10 protein-coding genes and 1 tRNA gene are annotated in these 15,161 nt (G+C 66.4%); 9 read left to right on the forward strand and 2 right to left on the reverse strand.

What is annotated here, in order from left to right; genetic code table 11:
* Window positions 1-3: 3 nt before the first annotated feature.
* Window positions 4-867, reverse strand: a complete 864-nt coding sequence (locus tag ACJJVR_RS11155) for a putative selenate ABC transporter substrate-binding protein (protein WP_405404581.1) — start codon at window positions 865-867, stop codon at window positions 4-6.
* A 250-nt stretch (window positions 868-1,117) separates the two neighbouring features.
* On the opposite strand from ACJJVR_RS11155, the gene fdnG reads away from it, so the two are divergent.
* Genes fdnG through selB form a run of 6 tightly spaced genes read left to right on the forward strand, consistent with a single transcriptional unit; the run spans window position 1,118 to window position 10,078 of the window.
* On the forward strand, window positions 1,118-4,198 hold the full coding sequence (fdnG, locus tag ACJJVR_RS11160) for a formate dehydrogenase-N subunit alpha (protein WP_405404583.1): 3,081 nt from the start codon (window positions 1,118-1,120) through the stop codon (window positions 4,196-4,198).
* Window positions 4,195-5,178 carry a formate dehydrogenase subunit beta gene (fdxH, locus tag ACJJVR_RS11165; protein WP_405404585.1) on the forward strand — a complete coding sequence of 328 codons (984 nt, stop codon included), beginning with the start codon at window positions 4,195-4,197 and terminating at the stop codon, window positions 5,176-5,178. Before fdnG ends, fdxH begins: the two co-directional genes overlap by 4 nt.
* Entirely contained in the window at window positions 5,178-5,867 is a 690-nt protein-coding gene (locus ACJJVR_RS11170) for a formate dehydrogenase subunit gamma (RefSeq protein ID WP_405404587.1), read from the forward strand. The genes fdxH and ACJJVR_RS11170 overlap by 1 nt, the downstream gene beginning before the upstream one ends.
* Before the next feature lie 55 nt (window positions 5,868-5,922).
* Window positions 5,923-6,837, forward strand: coding sequence for a formate dehydrogenase accessory protein FdhE (gene fdhE / locus ACJJVR_RS11175; protein WP_405404589.1), 915 nt, complete (start codon window positions 5,923-5,925; stop codon window positions 6,835-6,837).
* Window positions 6,837-8,195, forward strand: coding sequence for an L-seryl-tRNA(Sec) selenium transferase (gene selA, locus ACJJVR_RS11180; protein WP_405404592.1), 1,359 nt, complete (start codon window positions 6,837-6,839; stop codon window positions 8,193-8,195). Before fdhE ends, selA begins: the two co-directional genes overlap by 1 nt.
* Window positions 8,192-10,078: a selenocysteine-specific translation elongation factor gene (gene selB, locus ACJJVR_RS11185; RefSeq protein WP_405404594.1), complete on the forward strand. Its 1,887-nt coding sequence runs from the start codon at window positions 8,192-8,194 to the stop codon at window positions 10,076-10,078. Before selA ends, selB begins: the two co-directional genes overlap by 4 nt.
* Here selB and ACJJVR_RS11190 read toward each other — a convergent pair.
* Window positions 10,075-10,539: an Lrp/AsnC family transcriptional regulator gene (locus ACJJVR_RS11190; RefSeq protein WP_405404726.1), complete on the reverse strand. Its 465-nt coding sequence runs from the start codon at window positions 10,537-10,539 to the stop codon at window positions 10,075-10,077. The genes selB and ACJJVR_RS11190 overlap by 4 nt on opposite strands.
* 107 nt (window positions 10,540-10,646) lie before the next feature.
* Between ACJJVR_RS11190 and putA the strand changes: the two genes are divergently transcribed.
* From putA to ACJJVR_RS11205, 3 genes are all read left to right on the forward strand, one after another.
* Entirely contained in the window at window positions 10,647-14,042 is a 3,396-nt protein-coding gene (gene putA / locus ACJJVR_RS11195; RefSeq protein WP_405404596.1) for a bifunctional proline dehydrogenase/L-glutamate gamma-semialdehyde dehydrogenase PutA, read from the forward strand.
* Between the two features lie 49 nt (window positions 14,043-14,091).
* Window positions 14,092-15,045, forward strand: coding sequence for a hypothetical protein (locus ACJJVR_RS11200; protein ID WP_405404598.1), 954 nt, complete (start codon window positions 14,092-14,094; stop codon window positions 15,043-15,045).
* 17 nt (window positions 15,046-15,062) lie between these two features.
* A tRNA-Sec gene (locus tag ACJJVR_RS11205) sits at window positions 15,063-15,158 on the forward strand.
* Window positions 15,159-15,161 lie beyond the last annotated feature (3 nt).

The following is a 15,161-nucleotide window of genomic DNA, read 5'->3' on the forward strand; positions in this document are numbered from 1 at the left end:
GGGTTACTCCAGCAGGTCCAGATCGCGGGCGACCTGTTCGATGGGGGCATAGTCGCCGTTCGCGGCAGGGATGAACGCGTTGCGCGGGAACGCCGCCAGCAGGTCCGGGTCGTTCATGCCGACCAGTGCGGCCTGAACCTTGTCGGCGAACCCGTCGCCCCAACGGGCATCCACGTCGCCGCGGATGGTCCAGTTGTAATCGGGATAGGGCGGCGTTTTCCAGATGATCTTGGCGGTCTCGATCTCGGGCGCGCCGTCGGCAACAGCTTGGTCATAAACAGTATAATTCAGGGCGCCGACCTGCCATGCACCCGACGCGACCAGCCGCAGGGTCTGGCTGTGATCGCCCGAAAAGCCGACGCGGTCAAAGAATTCTTCGGGCGCCTCTCCGGTGTTTTCGCGGATCGCGTATTCCGGCATCAGCCGCCCCGACGTCGATGTCTTGGCCCCGAAGGTGAACGACATGCCGCGCGCGGCCTCGGGGAATTCCTCGGCCTCGGTCAGGCCGGTGTCGGTATGGGCGATGAAATAGCTGACGAAGCTGGTGTCCTCGTCGCCCTGCGCGATGGCGCGGGCACCGTCGACCAGCAGGCGGGCCTGAACGCCCGACAGGCCGCCGAACCAGGCCAGCTGGACCTGATCGTTGCGGAACGCGGTCACGGCGGCGGGATAGGATTTGACCGGGACGAATTCGACCGGCACGCCCAGCTCGTCCGACAGGTAGTCGGCGACAGCGGTAAAGCGGTCGACAAGACGGGTCTCGTCCTCGTCAGGAATGGCCGAGAAATACAGCGTTTCCTGGGCGGCGGCGGACAGCGGCAGGGCCGTGGCAAGAAAGGTCGCCAGCAGGCGTGACATCAGGGGCATGGGATGGCTCCGGTCAGGGTGAAGGGTTGGGATCGGCGGACCCCGCTGAACGCGGGGTCTCGCGCCGATGTGCCAAGCCCCCGTTTCCGGCGGAGCCACGCGGCCCGAACGCCCCCGGCGCATCGGCTTGATGCCCTCGTTCTAGACCGTCCGTTCGGTCGCGCGCAAGGCTTCGTACCTTGACTTGACCGGAGCCGCGGCAGAGAATTGGAGTGTACCTATCGAATTTGACAGGCAGAGGGAGGGTCCCATGAATATCGACCTTTCGCGTCGCGGCTTTCTAAGGCTAGCGGGTGCGGGGGTTGCGGCAACGTCGCTTGGAGCCATGGGCTTCGGCGGGGCCGAGGCAGCGGAGGCCGCGCATGTGCGCGCGTTCAAGCTGGCCACGACCACGGAAACACGCAACACCTGTCCCTATTGCTCGGTCGCCTGCGGCATCATCATGTATTCGCGCGGCGACGTGAAGGCCGGCGAGACCGCCGAGCTGATGCATATCGAGGGCGATGCCGATCACCCGACGAACCGCGGAACGCTGTGCCCCAAGGGCGCCGCGCTGAAGGACTTCGTCCATGCGCCCACGCGCCTGACGCAGCCCCGCCTGCGCCGTCCGGGATCGGACCGCTTTGAGGAGGTCACCTGGGAGGAGGCGCTGGACAAGATCGCCCGCGCCCTCAAGGATGATCGGGACGCGAACTTCATCGCCACCAACGATGACGGCACCCCCGTCAATCGCTGGACGACGGCGGGGTTCCTGGCGGCCTCGGCCACGACCAACGAAACCGCATGGCTGACCTACAAGACGGTCCGGTCCATGGGGATTGTGGGATTCGATAATCAGGCACGCGTCTGACACGGCCCTACGGTGTCCAGTTTGGGCCCGACATTTGGCCGTGGAGCGATGACCAATCCATGGACTGACATCAAGAACACCGACCTGGCGATCGTCATGGGCGGCAATGCCGCCGAGGCGCATCCCTGCGGGTTCAAATGGGTGACCGAGGCCAAGGCGCATCGCGGCGCCAAGCTGATCGTGGTCGACCCGCGCTATACCCGCACCGCATCGGTGGCGGACTATTACGCGCCCATCCGTCCGGGCAGCGACATCGCCTTCCTGATGGGGGTGATCCGCTGGTGCATGGAAAACGACAAAGTCCAGTGGGACTACGTCCGCAACTTTACCAACGCGTCCTTTCTGGTGCGCGATGACTTTGGCTGGTCCGACGGGCTTTTCACCGGCTATGACGAGGAAAAGCGCGATTTCGACAAGGAAAGCTGGGACTATCAGATCGGCGAGGACGGCTTTGCGCTGACCGACCCGACGCTGCAGAACCCCCGCTGCGTCTGGAACATGCTGAAACAGCATGTTGAGGTCTATACGCCCGAATTCGTGGAAAACATCACCGGCACGCCACGTGACAAGTTCCTCGATATATGCGGGATGATCGGCGAATGCTCGGCTGTCGACAAGACGATGACGTCGATGTACGCGCTTGGCTGGACCCAGCATTCCAAGGGTGCCCAGAACATCCGCGGCATGGCCATGCTGCAGCTGATCCTGGGCAATATCGGCGTCCGCGGTGGCGGGATGAACGCGTTGCGCGGCCATTCCAATATTCAGGGCCTGACCGATATTGGCCTGATGTCGAACCTGATCCCCGGCTATCTGAACATCCCGACCGAAAAGGAAGTGGACTGGCAGACCTATATGTCCACGCGGGAGTTCACGCCCCTGCAGCCGGGTCAGACCAGCTATTGGCAGAACTATTCCAAGTTCATGGTCAGTTTCCTCAAAGCGATGTGGGGCGATGCCGCCACGGCCGAGAATGACTGGGCCTATGACTATCTGCCCAAGCTGGACGTCCCTGCTTATGACATCCTGCGCATGTTCGAGCTGATGAACCATGACCGGGTGAACCTGTATTTCTGCCAGGGCTTCAACCCGATGCTGTCCATTCCGGACCGCGGCAAGGTGACGGCCGGCCTGTCCAAGCTGAAGATGCTGGTCGTGATGGACCCCCTGTCCACCGAGACCTCGCATTTCTGGCAGAACCACGGCGCGCACAATGAGGTCGATACGGCCAGCATCCAGACCGAAGTGCTGGAACTGCCCACGACCTGCTTTGCCGAGGACGAGGGTGCGCTGGTCAATTCGGGCCGTTGGCTGCAATGGCACTGGGCGGGGGCGACGCCTCCGGGTCAGGCCAAGCACGACACTTGGATCATGGCACAGATCTGGACGCGGGTGCGCGATCTGTATCGGACCGAAGGCGGTGCCTTCCCCGATCCGATCGTGAACCTGTCATGGGATTATGCCGATGCGGGCGAACCCACGCCCGAGGAACTGGCCAAGGAAATGAACGGTCGTGCGCTGGCTCCGGTGACGGATCCGGCGACGGGCGCGCAGATCCTGCAGGCGGGTCAGCAGGTGTCCGGGTTCGGACAGTTGCGCGACGACGGGACCACCATGGCGGGCTGCTGGATCTATGCCGGCAGCTGGACCGAGGACGGCAACATGATGGCGCGGCGGGACAATTCCGACCCCGACGAAACCGGCATGTTCCTGAACTGGGCCTTTGCCTGGCCGTCCAACCGGCGGGTGCTGTACAACCGCGCCTCGGCCGACATGGCGGGCCAACCCTGGGACGCAACGCGCCCGCTGATTCAGTGGGACGGGGCGAAATGGGGCGGCTATGACGTGCCCGACATCGCGCCGACGGCGGACCCGTCGACGGTCGGACCCTTCATCATGAACCAGGAGGGCGTGTCGCGACTGTTCAGCCGGGGCATGATGCGCGACGGGCCTTTCCCGACGCATATGGAGCCGTTCGAAAGCCCGATGGCCAACGTGTTCAACGCCAAGATGCGCGGGAACCCGGTGGCACGGGTCTTTGAGAACGACGTGGCCCGGCTTGGGAACAGCGATGAGTTTCCGTTCGTCGCGACCTCCTATCGTCTGACCGAGCATTTCCACTATTGGACCAAGCACAACCGGGTGAACGCCGCGTTGCAGCCCGAGTTCTTTGTGGAGATCAGCGTCCAGCTGGCCGAGGAACGCGGCATCACCAACGGCAGCCGCGTCCGCGTGTTCGGCAAACGCGGGCAGGTCTGGGCCAAGGCGGTGGTCACCCGTCGCCTGCAGCCGCTGATCTGTGACGGCAAGCCCGTCCATGTGGTGGGCATTCCGTTGCACTGGGGCTTCATGGGGGCCGCCAAGAAGGGTTGGGGGCCGAACAGCCTGACGCCGTTCATCGGGGATGCGAACACGGATACGCCCGAATTCAAGGCGTTCCTGGTCAACATCGAACCCGCAACCGAGGAGCCGGTGGCATGAACGACATGGCAAACAGCCCGACCACGGCGGCGTCCAACCCGCCCGTGCAACCGACCGAGGCCTATTTCGATGCGCGCGATGTCGTGCGCATCTCGGCCACGCGGAACGTGCCGCAACCGGAACGCCAGTTGGAAAAGCTGGCCAAGCTGATCGATGTGTCCAAGTGCATCGGCTGCAAGGCCTGCCAATCCGCCTGTGTGGAATGGAACGACACCACCCCCGAAATCGGCGAAAACGTGGGGGTTTATGAAAACCCCCACGACCTGACCCCCGACATGTTCACCCTGATGCGTTTCGCGGAATGGGAGAACCCGGCGACGAACGACCTGGAATGGCTGATCCGCAAGGACGGCTGCATGCATTGCGAGGATCCGGGTTGCCTCAAGGCCTGCCCGGCGCCCGGCGCCATCGTGCAGTATTCCAACGGCATCGTGGATTTCATTCACGACAACTGCATCGGTTGCGGCTATTGCGTCACCGGCTGTCCCTTTGACATCCCGCGCATCAGCCAGACCGACCACAAGAGCTACAAGTGCACCTTGTGTTCGGATCGCGTAGCCGTGGGTCAGGGTCCCGCCTGTGCCAAGGCCTGTCCCACGCAGGCCATCGTGTTCGGCACCAAGGCCGACATGCAGGCCCATGCGGAAACCCGCATCGAGGACCTGAAATCGCGTGGCTATGAAAATGCCGGGTTGTACGACCCGGCCGGCGTTGGCGGCACCCACGTGATGTATGTGCTGCATCACGCGGACAAGCCCGGCATCTATAACGACCTGCCCGAGGATCCGCGGATCTCTCCGGTGGTCGAGGGATGGAAGGGCGTGACCAAGACCGCGGGCCTTGCGGCCATCGGACTGGCGGCGGTCGGTGCCACGCTGCACGGCCTGTTCTCTCGTGGCAACGAGGTCGAGGATCATGACATCGAGGCCGCCGACAAGCTGGTCAAGGGTGAAGATCCCGACCACGGAGGGCATGTCTGATGGCGCATCGTCCATACTATTCTGAGCGCGGCGACCGGCTGGAGAGCATCCAGCCGGTCGAGGTCAGCCGCTATCGCGGGTTTACCCGCGCGAACCACTGGGTAACGGCGTTCAGCCTGATCGCGCTGGCACTGTCAGGTTTGGCGCTGTTCGATCCGGCGCTGTACTTTCTGACAGCGCTGTTCGGGGGCGGTCAGACGACGCGCTGGATCCATCCGATCATCGGCGTGGTGCTGTTCGTCAGCTTTGCTTTGATGTTCATCCAGTTGTGGCGTCTGAACATGCCCAAGCCCGAGGACACGACCTGGGTCGCCAACATCGGTGACGTGGTCAAGGGCCGCGAAGAGAACCTGCCGGAACTGGGCAAGTACAATGCCGGCCAGAAGTTCGTGTTCTGGGGCATGTCTGCGCTGATCATCGTCCTGATCGTGACCGGCGTGATGATCTGGCAACAGGTGGCCGGTCATCTGGTCAGCGTGCCGCTGCGCCGCATTGCGGTTCTGGTCCATGCGCTGTCCGCAGTGGCGATCATCCTGGTGTTCATCATGCACGTCTATGCCGCGATCTGGACGCGGGGCACGCTGCGCGCGATGACCCGGGGAACCGTGACCGGTGGATGGGCCTGGCGCCACCACCGCAAATGGCTGCGCGAAATCGCCAGCCGCGACAACAAGGGCCCGGCAGAGTAATCTGCCGGCCACCATTACCGGCATCCCCTGTGGCCGGTTCGGCCCGGAGACTGACATGACCACCACGATCCAACCTGATCCTTCGGCCATCGGCGGCGTCCCCACGGCGCCGCTGGCCCTTTTGCCCAAGCCCCTGCGCCTGTTTGCGACCCGCGCAAAACGTCTGGCCTTTCTGGCTCAGCACAGCGCGAACCTGGGGCCGTGGCTGGCCTTTCTGGGACAGCTGGCCGATCTGCAGGCCCGATTGGCCGAGGATCTGCCCCGCCCCGCCCCCCTGCCCGCCGACCGCATCCGTCTGGCCCGCGAAAACCGCATGCCCCCGATCGACAGACAGCGGCTGGCATCCGACCCGGACCTGCACACGGTGCTGGATGCGGTGCTGACCCACGCTGCGGCATTGGACATGCCCGAACCGGCACGCATCGCCCTGTCCGCGGTGACCGCCGCGTCTTTGGCCGACCGCCACTGGCTGCTGGAAAACATCCTGTCCGACACCATCCCCGACGACAGCGTTGCGCCGCATCTGTTTGCGTCGCTGGCGGTGCAACTGCACCTGTCGCGGCTGGCGGCCGGGCTGCCCGCCGATCAACTGGTCAAGATCCGCACCGGGGTCTGTCCGGCCTGCGGCGGCAAGCCCGCAACGTCCAGCGTGATCGGGGTCGGCGATCTGGACGGCGTGCGCTATGCCGCCTGTGCCTGCTGCCAGACCCAGTGGAACGAGGTACGTCTGACCTGCCTGTGCTGCGGCCAGACCGGCCAGATCAGCTATCGCAGCGTCGAGACCGATCAGGCGACCGTGCGCGCCGAGGTCTGTGACGATTGCGACAGCTGGGTCAAGATCCTGTACCAGAACAAGAACCCCAGCCTCGAGGCGATCGCCGACGACGTCGGTAGTCTTGGGCTAGACCTGCTGATGAAGGACACGACCATCCGTCGTGGGGGGTTCAATCCGTTTCTTGCAGGCTACTGATGTCGGGGTTCCGGGCGCTGCCGTCGGTCGATCAACTGCTGCTGGCGGTGCCGTCGCTGATCGACGCGCATGGCCGTCAGGCGGTCACGCGGACCGCGCGGCTGTGCCTTGACGCGGCGCGTGCAGCCATTCGCGACGGTGCCGATGGCGCGGTCGAGGCCGCGCGCCTGCCGCATCTGCTGGCCGCCGATCTGGCGGCGGCTGCGGTCACGCAACTGCGTCCGATCCTGAACCTGACCGGCACTGTCCTGCACACCAATCTGGGCCGCGCAATCCTGGCGGACGAGGCGATCGCCGCCGCATCCGCCGCAATGGCCGCGCCGCTGGCGCTGGAGTTCGACCTGCAGACCGGCGGGCGTGGCCAGCGCGACGGCCACCTGCGCGGCCTGCTATGCGAGTTGACCGGGGCCGAGGATGCCACCGTCGTCAACAACAACGCTGCCGCCGTCCTGATCGCGCTGAACACATTTGGCCAGGACCGTGACAGCATCGTGTCACGCGGCGAACTGATAGAGATCGGCGGCGCGTTCCGCATGCCCGACATCATGGCCCGCGCCGGCACCCGCCTGGTCGAGGTGGGCACCACGAACCGGACCCATGCCCATGATTATCGTGACGCGATCACCGACCGGACCGGGCTGATCCTCAAGGTCCATACCTCGAACTATCGGATCGAGGGATTCACCGCCGAGGTCGCCGCCCCTGACCTGTCCGCCATCGCACGCGATGCGGGGGTGGTGATGCTGAACGACCTGGGCGCCGGATCGCTGGTTGATCTGTCGCGATGGGGTCTGCGCCGCGAACCCACCGTGGCCGAGGCGGTCGCAGAGGGCGCCGACCTGATCACCTTTTCGGGCGACAAGCTGTTGGGCGGCCCGCAGGCTGGGTTCATCGTCGGGCGGCGCGACCTGATCGCGCGGATCAACCGAAACCCGATGAAGCGCGCCTTGCGGTTGGACAAGATCCGCATCGCCGCGCTGCAGGCGACGCTGCGCCTGTATCGCGACCCTGACAGGCTGGACCAGCGGTTGCCCGTCCTGCGCATGCTGTCGCGCCCGCAGGCCGACATTGCCGCACAGGCCGCACGCCTTGCGCCGCAGGTCGCGGCGCTGCTGCCCGATCACCGCGTGGCGCCGACCGACTGCGCCAGCCAGATCGGGTCCGGGTCGCTGCCGACGGACACGATCCCTTCGGCCGGGTTGCGGATCACCGGGACGGGCGGCGACGCGCCCGACCGGCTGGCCGCGTGGTTGCGTGACCGGCCACGTCCGGTGATCGGCCATATCCGCGACGGTGCGCTGATTTTGGACCTGCGCTGTCTGGACGATGACCGCGACCTGCTGGAGGCGCTGTCGTGATCGTCGGCACCGCGGGGCATATCGACCACGGCAAGACCGCGCTGGTCAAGGCGCTGACCGGCACCGATGCCGACCGTCTGGCCGAGGAAAAGGCCCGCGGCATCACCATCGATCTGGGCTTTGCCTATGCCGATCTGGGCGGCGGGGCGGTCACGGGGTTCGTCGATGTGCCCGGGCACGAACGCCTGATCCACACGATGCTGGCGGGGGCGGGCGGGATTGATCTGGCGCTGTTGGTCGTGGCCGCCGATGACGGCATCATGCCGCAGACGCGTGAACATCTGGCGATCCTGAACCTGCTGGGCCTGTCGCAGGGTCTGGTCGCGCTGACCAAGGCCGATCTGGCCGACGCGGACCGTCGCGGGCACGTCACCGACCAGATCCGCGCGGCGCTGGCCGATAGCGGTCTGGCCGATGCGCCGATCATTCCGGTATCGTCCCTGACGGGCGAAGGGGTGGACCGATTGCGCGACGCCCTGATCGCGGCCGAGGCACGGGTTGCCCATCGCACCGCCGATGCCGGCTTTCGCCTGGCGGTCGATCGCAGCTTTACCCTGCAGGGCGCAGGCACGGTCGTGACCGGCACGGTCCTCTCCGGGCAGGTGGCGGTCGGCGATCTGGTGACGATCAGCCCGTCGGGGATCGCGGCGCGGGTGCGGGGCATCCATGCCCAGAACCAGCAGGCCACCCGCGGCGTTGCAGGACAGCGTTGCGCGCTGAACCTGGCGGGAGAATCGGTCGCCAAGGATGCGGTCCATCGCGGCGACATTGTGCTGGATCCCGCGCTGCACGCGCCGACCGAACGCATCGACGCCGTGCTGACCGTGCTGGAGAGCGAACCCAGGCCTATCGGCACATGGTTCCCCGCCCGTCTGCACAGCCACGCGGCCGAACTGGGCGCGCGCATCGTCCCCTTGGGCGATCCCATCGCGCCGGGCCACAGCGGCCCGGTGCAGATCGTGCTGGACCGACCCATGGCCGCGACCATCGGCGACCGGTTCATCCTGCGCGACGTGTCGGCCAGCCGGACCATCGGCGGGGGTCATTTCCTGGACCTGCGCCCGCCCGCGCGCAAGCGGCGCACGCCGGAACGGTTGGCCCTGATCAGCGCGGCCCAGCAGCCTGATCCGCTGCAGGCGATGCTGGCGGTCGGCCCGGTTGATTCTGTCGTCTTCGTCCGCGACCGCGCCCTGTCGCCAGCCGACGCCGCGACGGCGCTGACGGGGGCACGGCTGGTGGCTGGACTGGCCCTGTCGCCCGCGCATCTGGACGCGCTGCAACGGGGGATCACCGACGAATTGTCGGCGTTTCACGCCGCCAATCCCGACCTGCCGGGTCTGGGCCGCGAACGGTTGCGGCTGGCGCTGACCCCGCGCCTGCCCAAGGATGCCTATCTGGCGCTGCTGCGGGTGGAATCGGATGCGGGGCGGGTCTTTCCCGATGGAGCTTTCCTGCGTCTGCCCGGTCACGAGGTGCGTCTGTCGCCCGACGACGAGGCGCTGTGGGACCGCATCCTCCCGATGCTGACCGGCGATCTGCGCTATCGCCCGCCGCGGGTGCGCGATTTCGCGACCGAGTTCGGGCTGGACGAAAAGGACGTGCGCCGCGTCTTGCGCATGACCCAGAAACTGGGCCGTACCGATCAGATCGCGCATGACCATTTCTTTGCCCGTACCGTGACCGCCGACATGGTGGCGATTCTGCGCGACGTGGTGGCGGGAACGCCGGACGGCTGGTTCACCGCGCCTTTGTTCCGCGACCGGGTCCAGAACGGCCGCAAGGTCGCGATTGAAATCCTTGATTTCTTTGACAGGCATGGCGTCACACTGCGCCGGGGCGACCTGCGGCGTCTGAACCCGCACCGGCTGGACCAGTTCGGCTAGAACGGCGCAATGCCCTGTTCGATCACCGCCTCCATCGCGACATAGCTGGAGGTCGAGGCGACATGCGGCAGGGCGGACAGCTTTACCGCCATGATGCGCCGGTAATCGGCCATGTCGCGCGACCGCACCTTGAGCAGATAGTCGAACCCCCCCGCGATCATATAGCATTCCTCGACCTCGGGGATCAGGCGGATGGCGGCGTTGAACGATTCCAGCGCCTTATGGCGGGTGTCCGACAGGCGCATCTCGACATAGGTGACATGGGTCAGGCCAAGGCGGACAGGCGACAGGATGGCGCGGTATCCGGTGATCAGGCCCGCCTCCTCCAACTGACGGATGCGCAGCGCCACGGGGGTCTTGGACAGGCCGACCTTGCGCGCCAGTTCGGTTACAGGAATGCGGGCGTTGGCCACCAGTTCCGCCAGAATGCGGCGGTTGATCGGGTCCAGCAGGTCGGTCATGTCAAAGGCCCCGTAAATGGACGATGTGCCTGCGATCCTGCCCATGATCGGTCCCATCGTCCAGAGCGCCTGCGATATTCTGACACCGATCAGACAGGGGTGCCGCCATGACCGACCTTTCACTCGCCGCCAAGTTCCAGCCCGAAGGGCCGCTACTGGACCGTCTGGTCCGCGATGCCGCGCTGTCGCCCGATACCCGCGCGCGGATCAGCGCCCGCGCGGCTGACCTGATCCGCCGCATCCGCGCGGAATCGAAACCCACGATGATGGAACTGATGCTGGCCGAATACAGCCTGTCCACCCGCGAAGGGGTCGCGCTGATGTGTCTGGCCGAGGCGATGCTGCGCGTGCCCGACCGTGCCACCATCGACGCGCTGATCGAGGACAAGATCGCGCCGTCCGATTGGGGCCGCCATCTGGGCGACAGCGCCTCCAGCCTGGTGAACGCCTCGACCTGGGCGCTGATGCTGACGGGGCGGGTGCTGGACGACCGCAAACCGGGTCTGGCCGGCACGTTGCGCGGTGCCGTCCGCCGCCTTGGAGAGCCGGTGATCCGGACCGCCGTCACCCGCGCCATGCGCGAAATGGGGCGCCAGTTCGTGCTGGGCCAGACCATCGACGCGGCGCTGGACCGCGCCAGGGGGCAGCAGGCCAAGGGATACACCTACAGCTATGACATGCTGGGAGAGGCGGCGATGACCGCCCGCGACGCCGACCGCTATGCTGACGAATACCGCAAGGCGATCGCGGCGATTGCCGGGGCCTGCACGCATGGGTCGGTCGCGAAAAACCCCGGCATCTCGATCAAGCTGTCGGCGCTGCATCCGCGATACGAGGTCGCACAAGCGGACCGCGTGATGGACGAACTGGTCCCCGTGGTGCGTGATCTTGCCCGACAGGCCCGCGCCGCCAATATGGGCCTAAACATCGACGCCGAGGAACAGGACCGCCTAGCCCTGTCGCTGCAGGTGATCGCCGCCGTGCTGCCGGACCCGGAACTGGCCGGATGGGACGGGTTCGGCGTGGTGGTGCAGGCCTATGGCAAGCGGGCGGGGCCGATGATCGACGCGCTGCATGCGCTGGCCGTCCAGCACGACCGCCGCATCATGTTGCGTCTGGTCAAGGGTGCCTATTGGGACACCGAAATGAAGCGAGCCCAGGTCGAGGGGCACCCCGATTTCCCGCTGTTCACATCCAAGACGGCGACCGATGTCAGCTATGTCGCGCTGGCGAAAAAGCTGCTGGGCATGACGGACCGCATCTATCCGCAATTCGCAACGCACAATGCGCACAGCGTCGCGGCCATTCTGGAGCTGGCGGGTAACGCGCCGTTCGAATTTCAGCGCCTGCACGGCATGGGTGAACGGCTGCACGACATCGTGCTGCGCGACCATGCCACCGCCTGCCGCATCTATGCCCCGGTCGGCGCGCATCAGGACCTGTTGGCCTATTTGGTGCGCCGCCTGCTGGAAAACGGTGCGAACAGCAGTTTCGTGAACCAGATCGTCGATCTGGACGTGACGCCGGAACAGATCGCCCGCGATCCGTTCGACGCGCTGGCGACGGCGCAGGCCCCCGCCACCCTGCTGGCGCCCCATGCGATCTATGGCGCGGGACGCGTCAACGCGCAGGGGTTCGATCTGGCCGCCCGCGACCAGCTGGATGCGATCTTTGCCGCCCGCGACGGGGCGATGCCCGATGCCGGTCCGCTGACCGCACAGGCGGCGACCGGACAGACCGTCCCGGTCATCAACCCCGCCACCGGGGAAACCCTGGCAACCGTTACCGAGGCCGATGAGGCCACCGTTACCCGCGCCATCGACGCGGCACGCCCTTGGGCCGCCCCCGCCGCGGACCGCGCCGCGATCCTGCGCCGGGCCGCCGACCTGTTCGAGGCAGATTTCGGCCCGATCTTTGGCATTCTGGGACGCGAGGCGGGCAAGACCCTCAACGATGCCGTGGCCGAACTGCGCGAGGCGGTGGATTTCCTGCGCTATTACGCTCAACAGGGCGAGGGCCGTCCAGATGCCCCACGCGGAATCATTGCGGCGATCAGTCCGTGGAACTTTCCGCTGGCAATCTTTACCGGACAGGTGGCGGCATCGCTGATGGCGGGGAACGCCGTGCTGGCAAAGCCTGCCGAACAGACCCTGTTGATTGCCGCGCATGCCGTGCGCCTGTTGCACCGCGCAGGCGTGCCGACGGACGCACTGCAACTGTTGCCCGGCGATGGCGCGACGGTGGGCGCGGCGTTGACCCGCGATCCGCGCATTAACGGCGTCGTCTTTACCGGTGGCACCGACACCGCCCGGCTGATCGCAGCCAGCATGGCCGATCACATGGCCCCCGGCACGCCGCTGATCGCCGAGACAGGCGGCCTGAACGCGATGATCGTGGACAGCACCGCGTTGCCCGAACAGGCGGTGCGCGACATCATCGCCTCCAGCTTTCGGTCGGCCGGACAGCGCTGTTCAGCACTGCGCTGCCTGTATGTCCAGGAGGACGTGGCCCCGCATCTGATCGCGATGATCCAGGGGGCGATGGACCAGTTGCGCGTCGGCGACCCGTGGGATCTGGCGACCGATGTCGGCCCGGTGATCGACGCCGAGGCGCAGGCCGGTATTCTGGACTATCTGGACCGGAACCGCGACCGGATCCTGCACCAGGTTGCGGCCCCTGCGACCGGGCATTTCGTGCCCCCGACGCTGATCCGCATCGACGGCATCCACACGCTTACGCGCGAGATCTTTGGCCCGGTCCTGCATATCGCGACGTTCGGCGCGCGTGATCTGGACCGGGTTGTCGCGGCGATCAACGCCACCGGGTACGGGCTGACCTTTGGGCTGCATTCGCGTATCGACGGCCGCGTCCAGGATGTCACGCAGGCGATCCATGCGGGCAACCTGTATGTGAACCGCAACCAGGTCGGCGCCACCGTCGGCAGCCAGCCCTTTGGCGGAGAGGGGCTGTCGGGCACTGGCCCCAAGGCCGGCGGCCCGCAATACCTGACACGGCTGATGGCCCCCACCGCACCCGATGCCCCCGCAGTGGACTGGCCACAGGACGACAGCACCGAACGGCTGTCCGCGTCGCTGTCCCGTCCCGCCCCCGGCGCGGCACCCGTCGACCAACTGATGCCCGGCCCGACCGGAGAGCTGAACCGCCTGACCACACTGCCGCGCGGCCCTGTCCTGTGCCTGGGCCCGGGCGCCCGGGCTGCGGCGGCGCAGGCGCGCGCCGTGACCGATGCGGGCGGGCAGGCGGTTGTCGCGCAGGGCCATGTCGATCCGCAGGCGCTGTGCGACCTGCCGGACGTCGCGGCGGTCCTGTGGTGGGGTGATCAGGCGACCGGGCGGGCGATGGCACAGGCGTTGGCCGCGCGGCCGGGGCCACTGGTGCCGCTGATCACCGCGATGCCGGACCACGCATACGTGACGCATCAACGTCATTTGTGCGTCGACACCACGGCTGCGGGTGGGAATGCGGCCTTGCTAGCGGGCTGACGGCCCGCCCGCGTTGACATCGTTGGTTGATCGGGCCGACATGGCGCACATGAACGACATCCGTCCGCGCGTCATCCTGCATCCCGGTCCGCCCAAGACGGGAACATCCACGCTGCAGGCGTGGTGCCATCTGAACCGCACGGCGCTGGCCGCGCAGGGGGTTGTCTATGCCTCGGTCGACAAGCCGTCCGACCCCAAGCATCAGTGGTTGGTCCAGGGGCTGAAACAGGGCGACCTGTCGCGGCTTGGCGCCGAGATCGCCCCCCTGCGCGACGGCAGCGCCCACACCCTGATCCTGTCATGCGAAGGCGTGATGACCAACCGCGGGCTGATCCCCGACAGCGCGTGGCAGCAGTTCCGGCAGGTGCTGAGTGGACTCGACACGACCTTGTTCATGGTGGAACGCGATCTGGACGGGTGGTTGCGCTCGCTGTGGAAACAGGCCCTGATCAACCCGGTGCCCCGCGGCAAGCCGCTGGCGGTCCCCCCGTTCGAGGCTTTCGCGCGCAGGCCTGCCATCCGTGCGATGATGGATCTTGGCGCCATGGCCGGTCTGATCGCGCGTGACACAGGGGCGGCATCATGGGTTCTGACGCGGCTGGAGGATGATTTCATCGGGGACTTTGCCAGACTGCTGGATCTGTCGCCCGATCGCCCGATGCGCGACGCCCCCCGGATCAACGAATCCCTGCCCGCCGATTTCATCGCCGTCTATGGCCGGTTGGCGCGGCATGTCGATCAGGTCTGGCATCTGCGGATGGCGGTGTTTGCGGCATTCCACGCAATGAGGCCCACCGGCAACCTGATGGTTGCGAACGTGGCGCGGCAATTTGCCAAGGTCCCGGCGCACGACCGTGACAACGCGGTGGACACCCTGCAGCAGGCGGTCGATGCGGTATCGTTCGACGATCCCGGCCACCGCGATCTGGCCGCGCGGCTTGCGTCCAACGCGACGGTGTTGCGAAACATTCTATTGCAGGACCAGCCCCCACCCCCTAGGTGAATGATGCGAAAGCCTGCGGAAGGGCATCAAACCCGGTGGTTTGGCCGGACTTCAAATCCGGTCGGGGCAGCGAGCCTGTCCCGGGTGGGTTCGACTCCCATTCCCTTCCGCCATCC

Source organism: Paracoccus sp. Ld10 (genome assembly GCF_045064235.1).
Lineage (GTDB): Bacteria > Pseudomonadota > Alphaproteobacteria > Rhodobacterales > Rhodobacteraceae > Paracoccus.

What these genes read in the sequence shown, in the direction of transcription:
- ACJJVR_RS11190 (WP_405404726.1), bottom strand. Translation starts at nt 10,539, where the DNA reads ATGACCGACCTGCTGGACCCGATCAACCGCCGCATTCTGGCGGAACTG.
- ACJJVR_RS11155 (WP_405404581.1), bottom strand. Translation starts at nt 867, where the DNA reads ATGCCCCTGATGTCACGCCTGCTGGCGACCTTTCTTGCCACGGCCCTG.
- selA (WP_405404592.1), top strand. Translation starts at nt 6,837, where the DNA reads ATGTCGGGGTTCCGGGCGCTGCCGTCGGTCGATCAACTGCTGCTGGCG.
- putA (WP_405404596.1), top strand. Translation starts at nt 10,647, where the DNA reads ATGACCGACCTTTCACTCGCCGCCAAGTTCCAGCCCGAAGGGCCGCTA.
- ACJJVR_RS11200 (WP_405404598.1), top strand. Translation starts at nt 14,092, where the DNA reads ATGAACGACATCCGTCCGCGCGTCATCCTGCATCCCGGTCCGCCCAAG.
- fdxH (WP_405404585.1), top strand. Translation starts at nt 4,195, where the DNA reads ATGAACGACATGGCAAACAGCCCGACCACGGCGGCGTCCAACCCGCCC.
- ACJJVR_RS11170 (WP_405404587.1), top strand. Translation starts at nt 5,178, where the DNA reads ATGGCGCATCGTCCATACTATTCTGAGCGCGGCGACCGGCTGGAGAGC.
- fdhE (WP_405404589.1), top strand. Translation starts at nt 5,923, where the DNA reads ATGACCACCACGATCCAACCTGATCCTTCGGCCATCGGCGGCGTCCCC.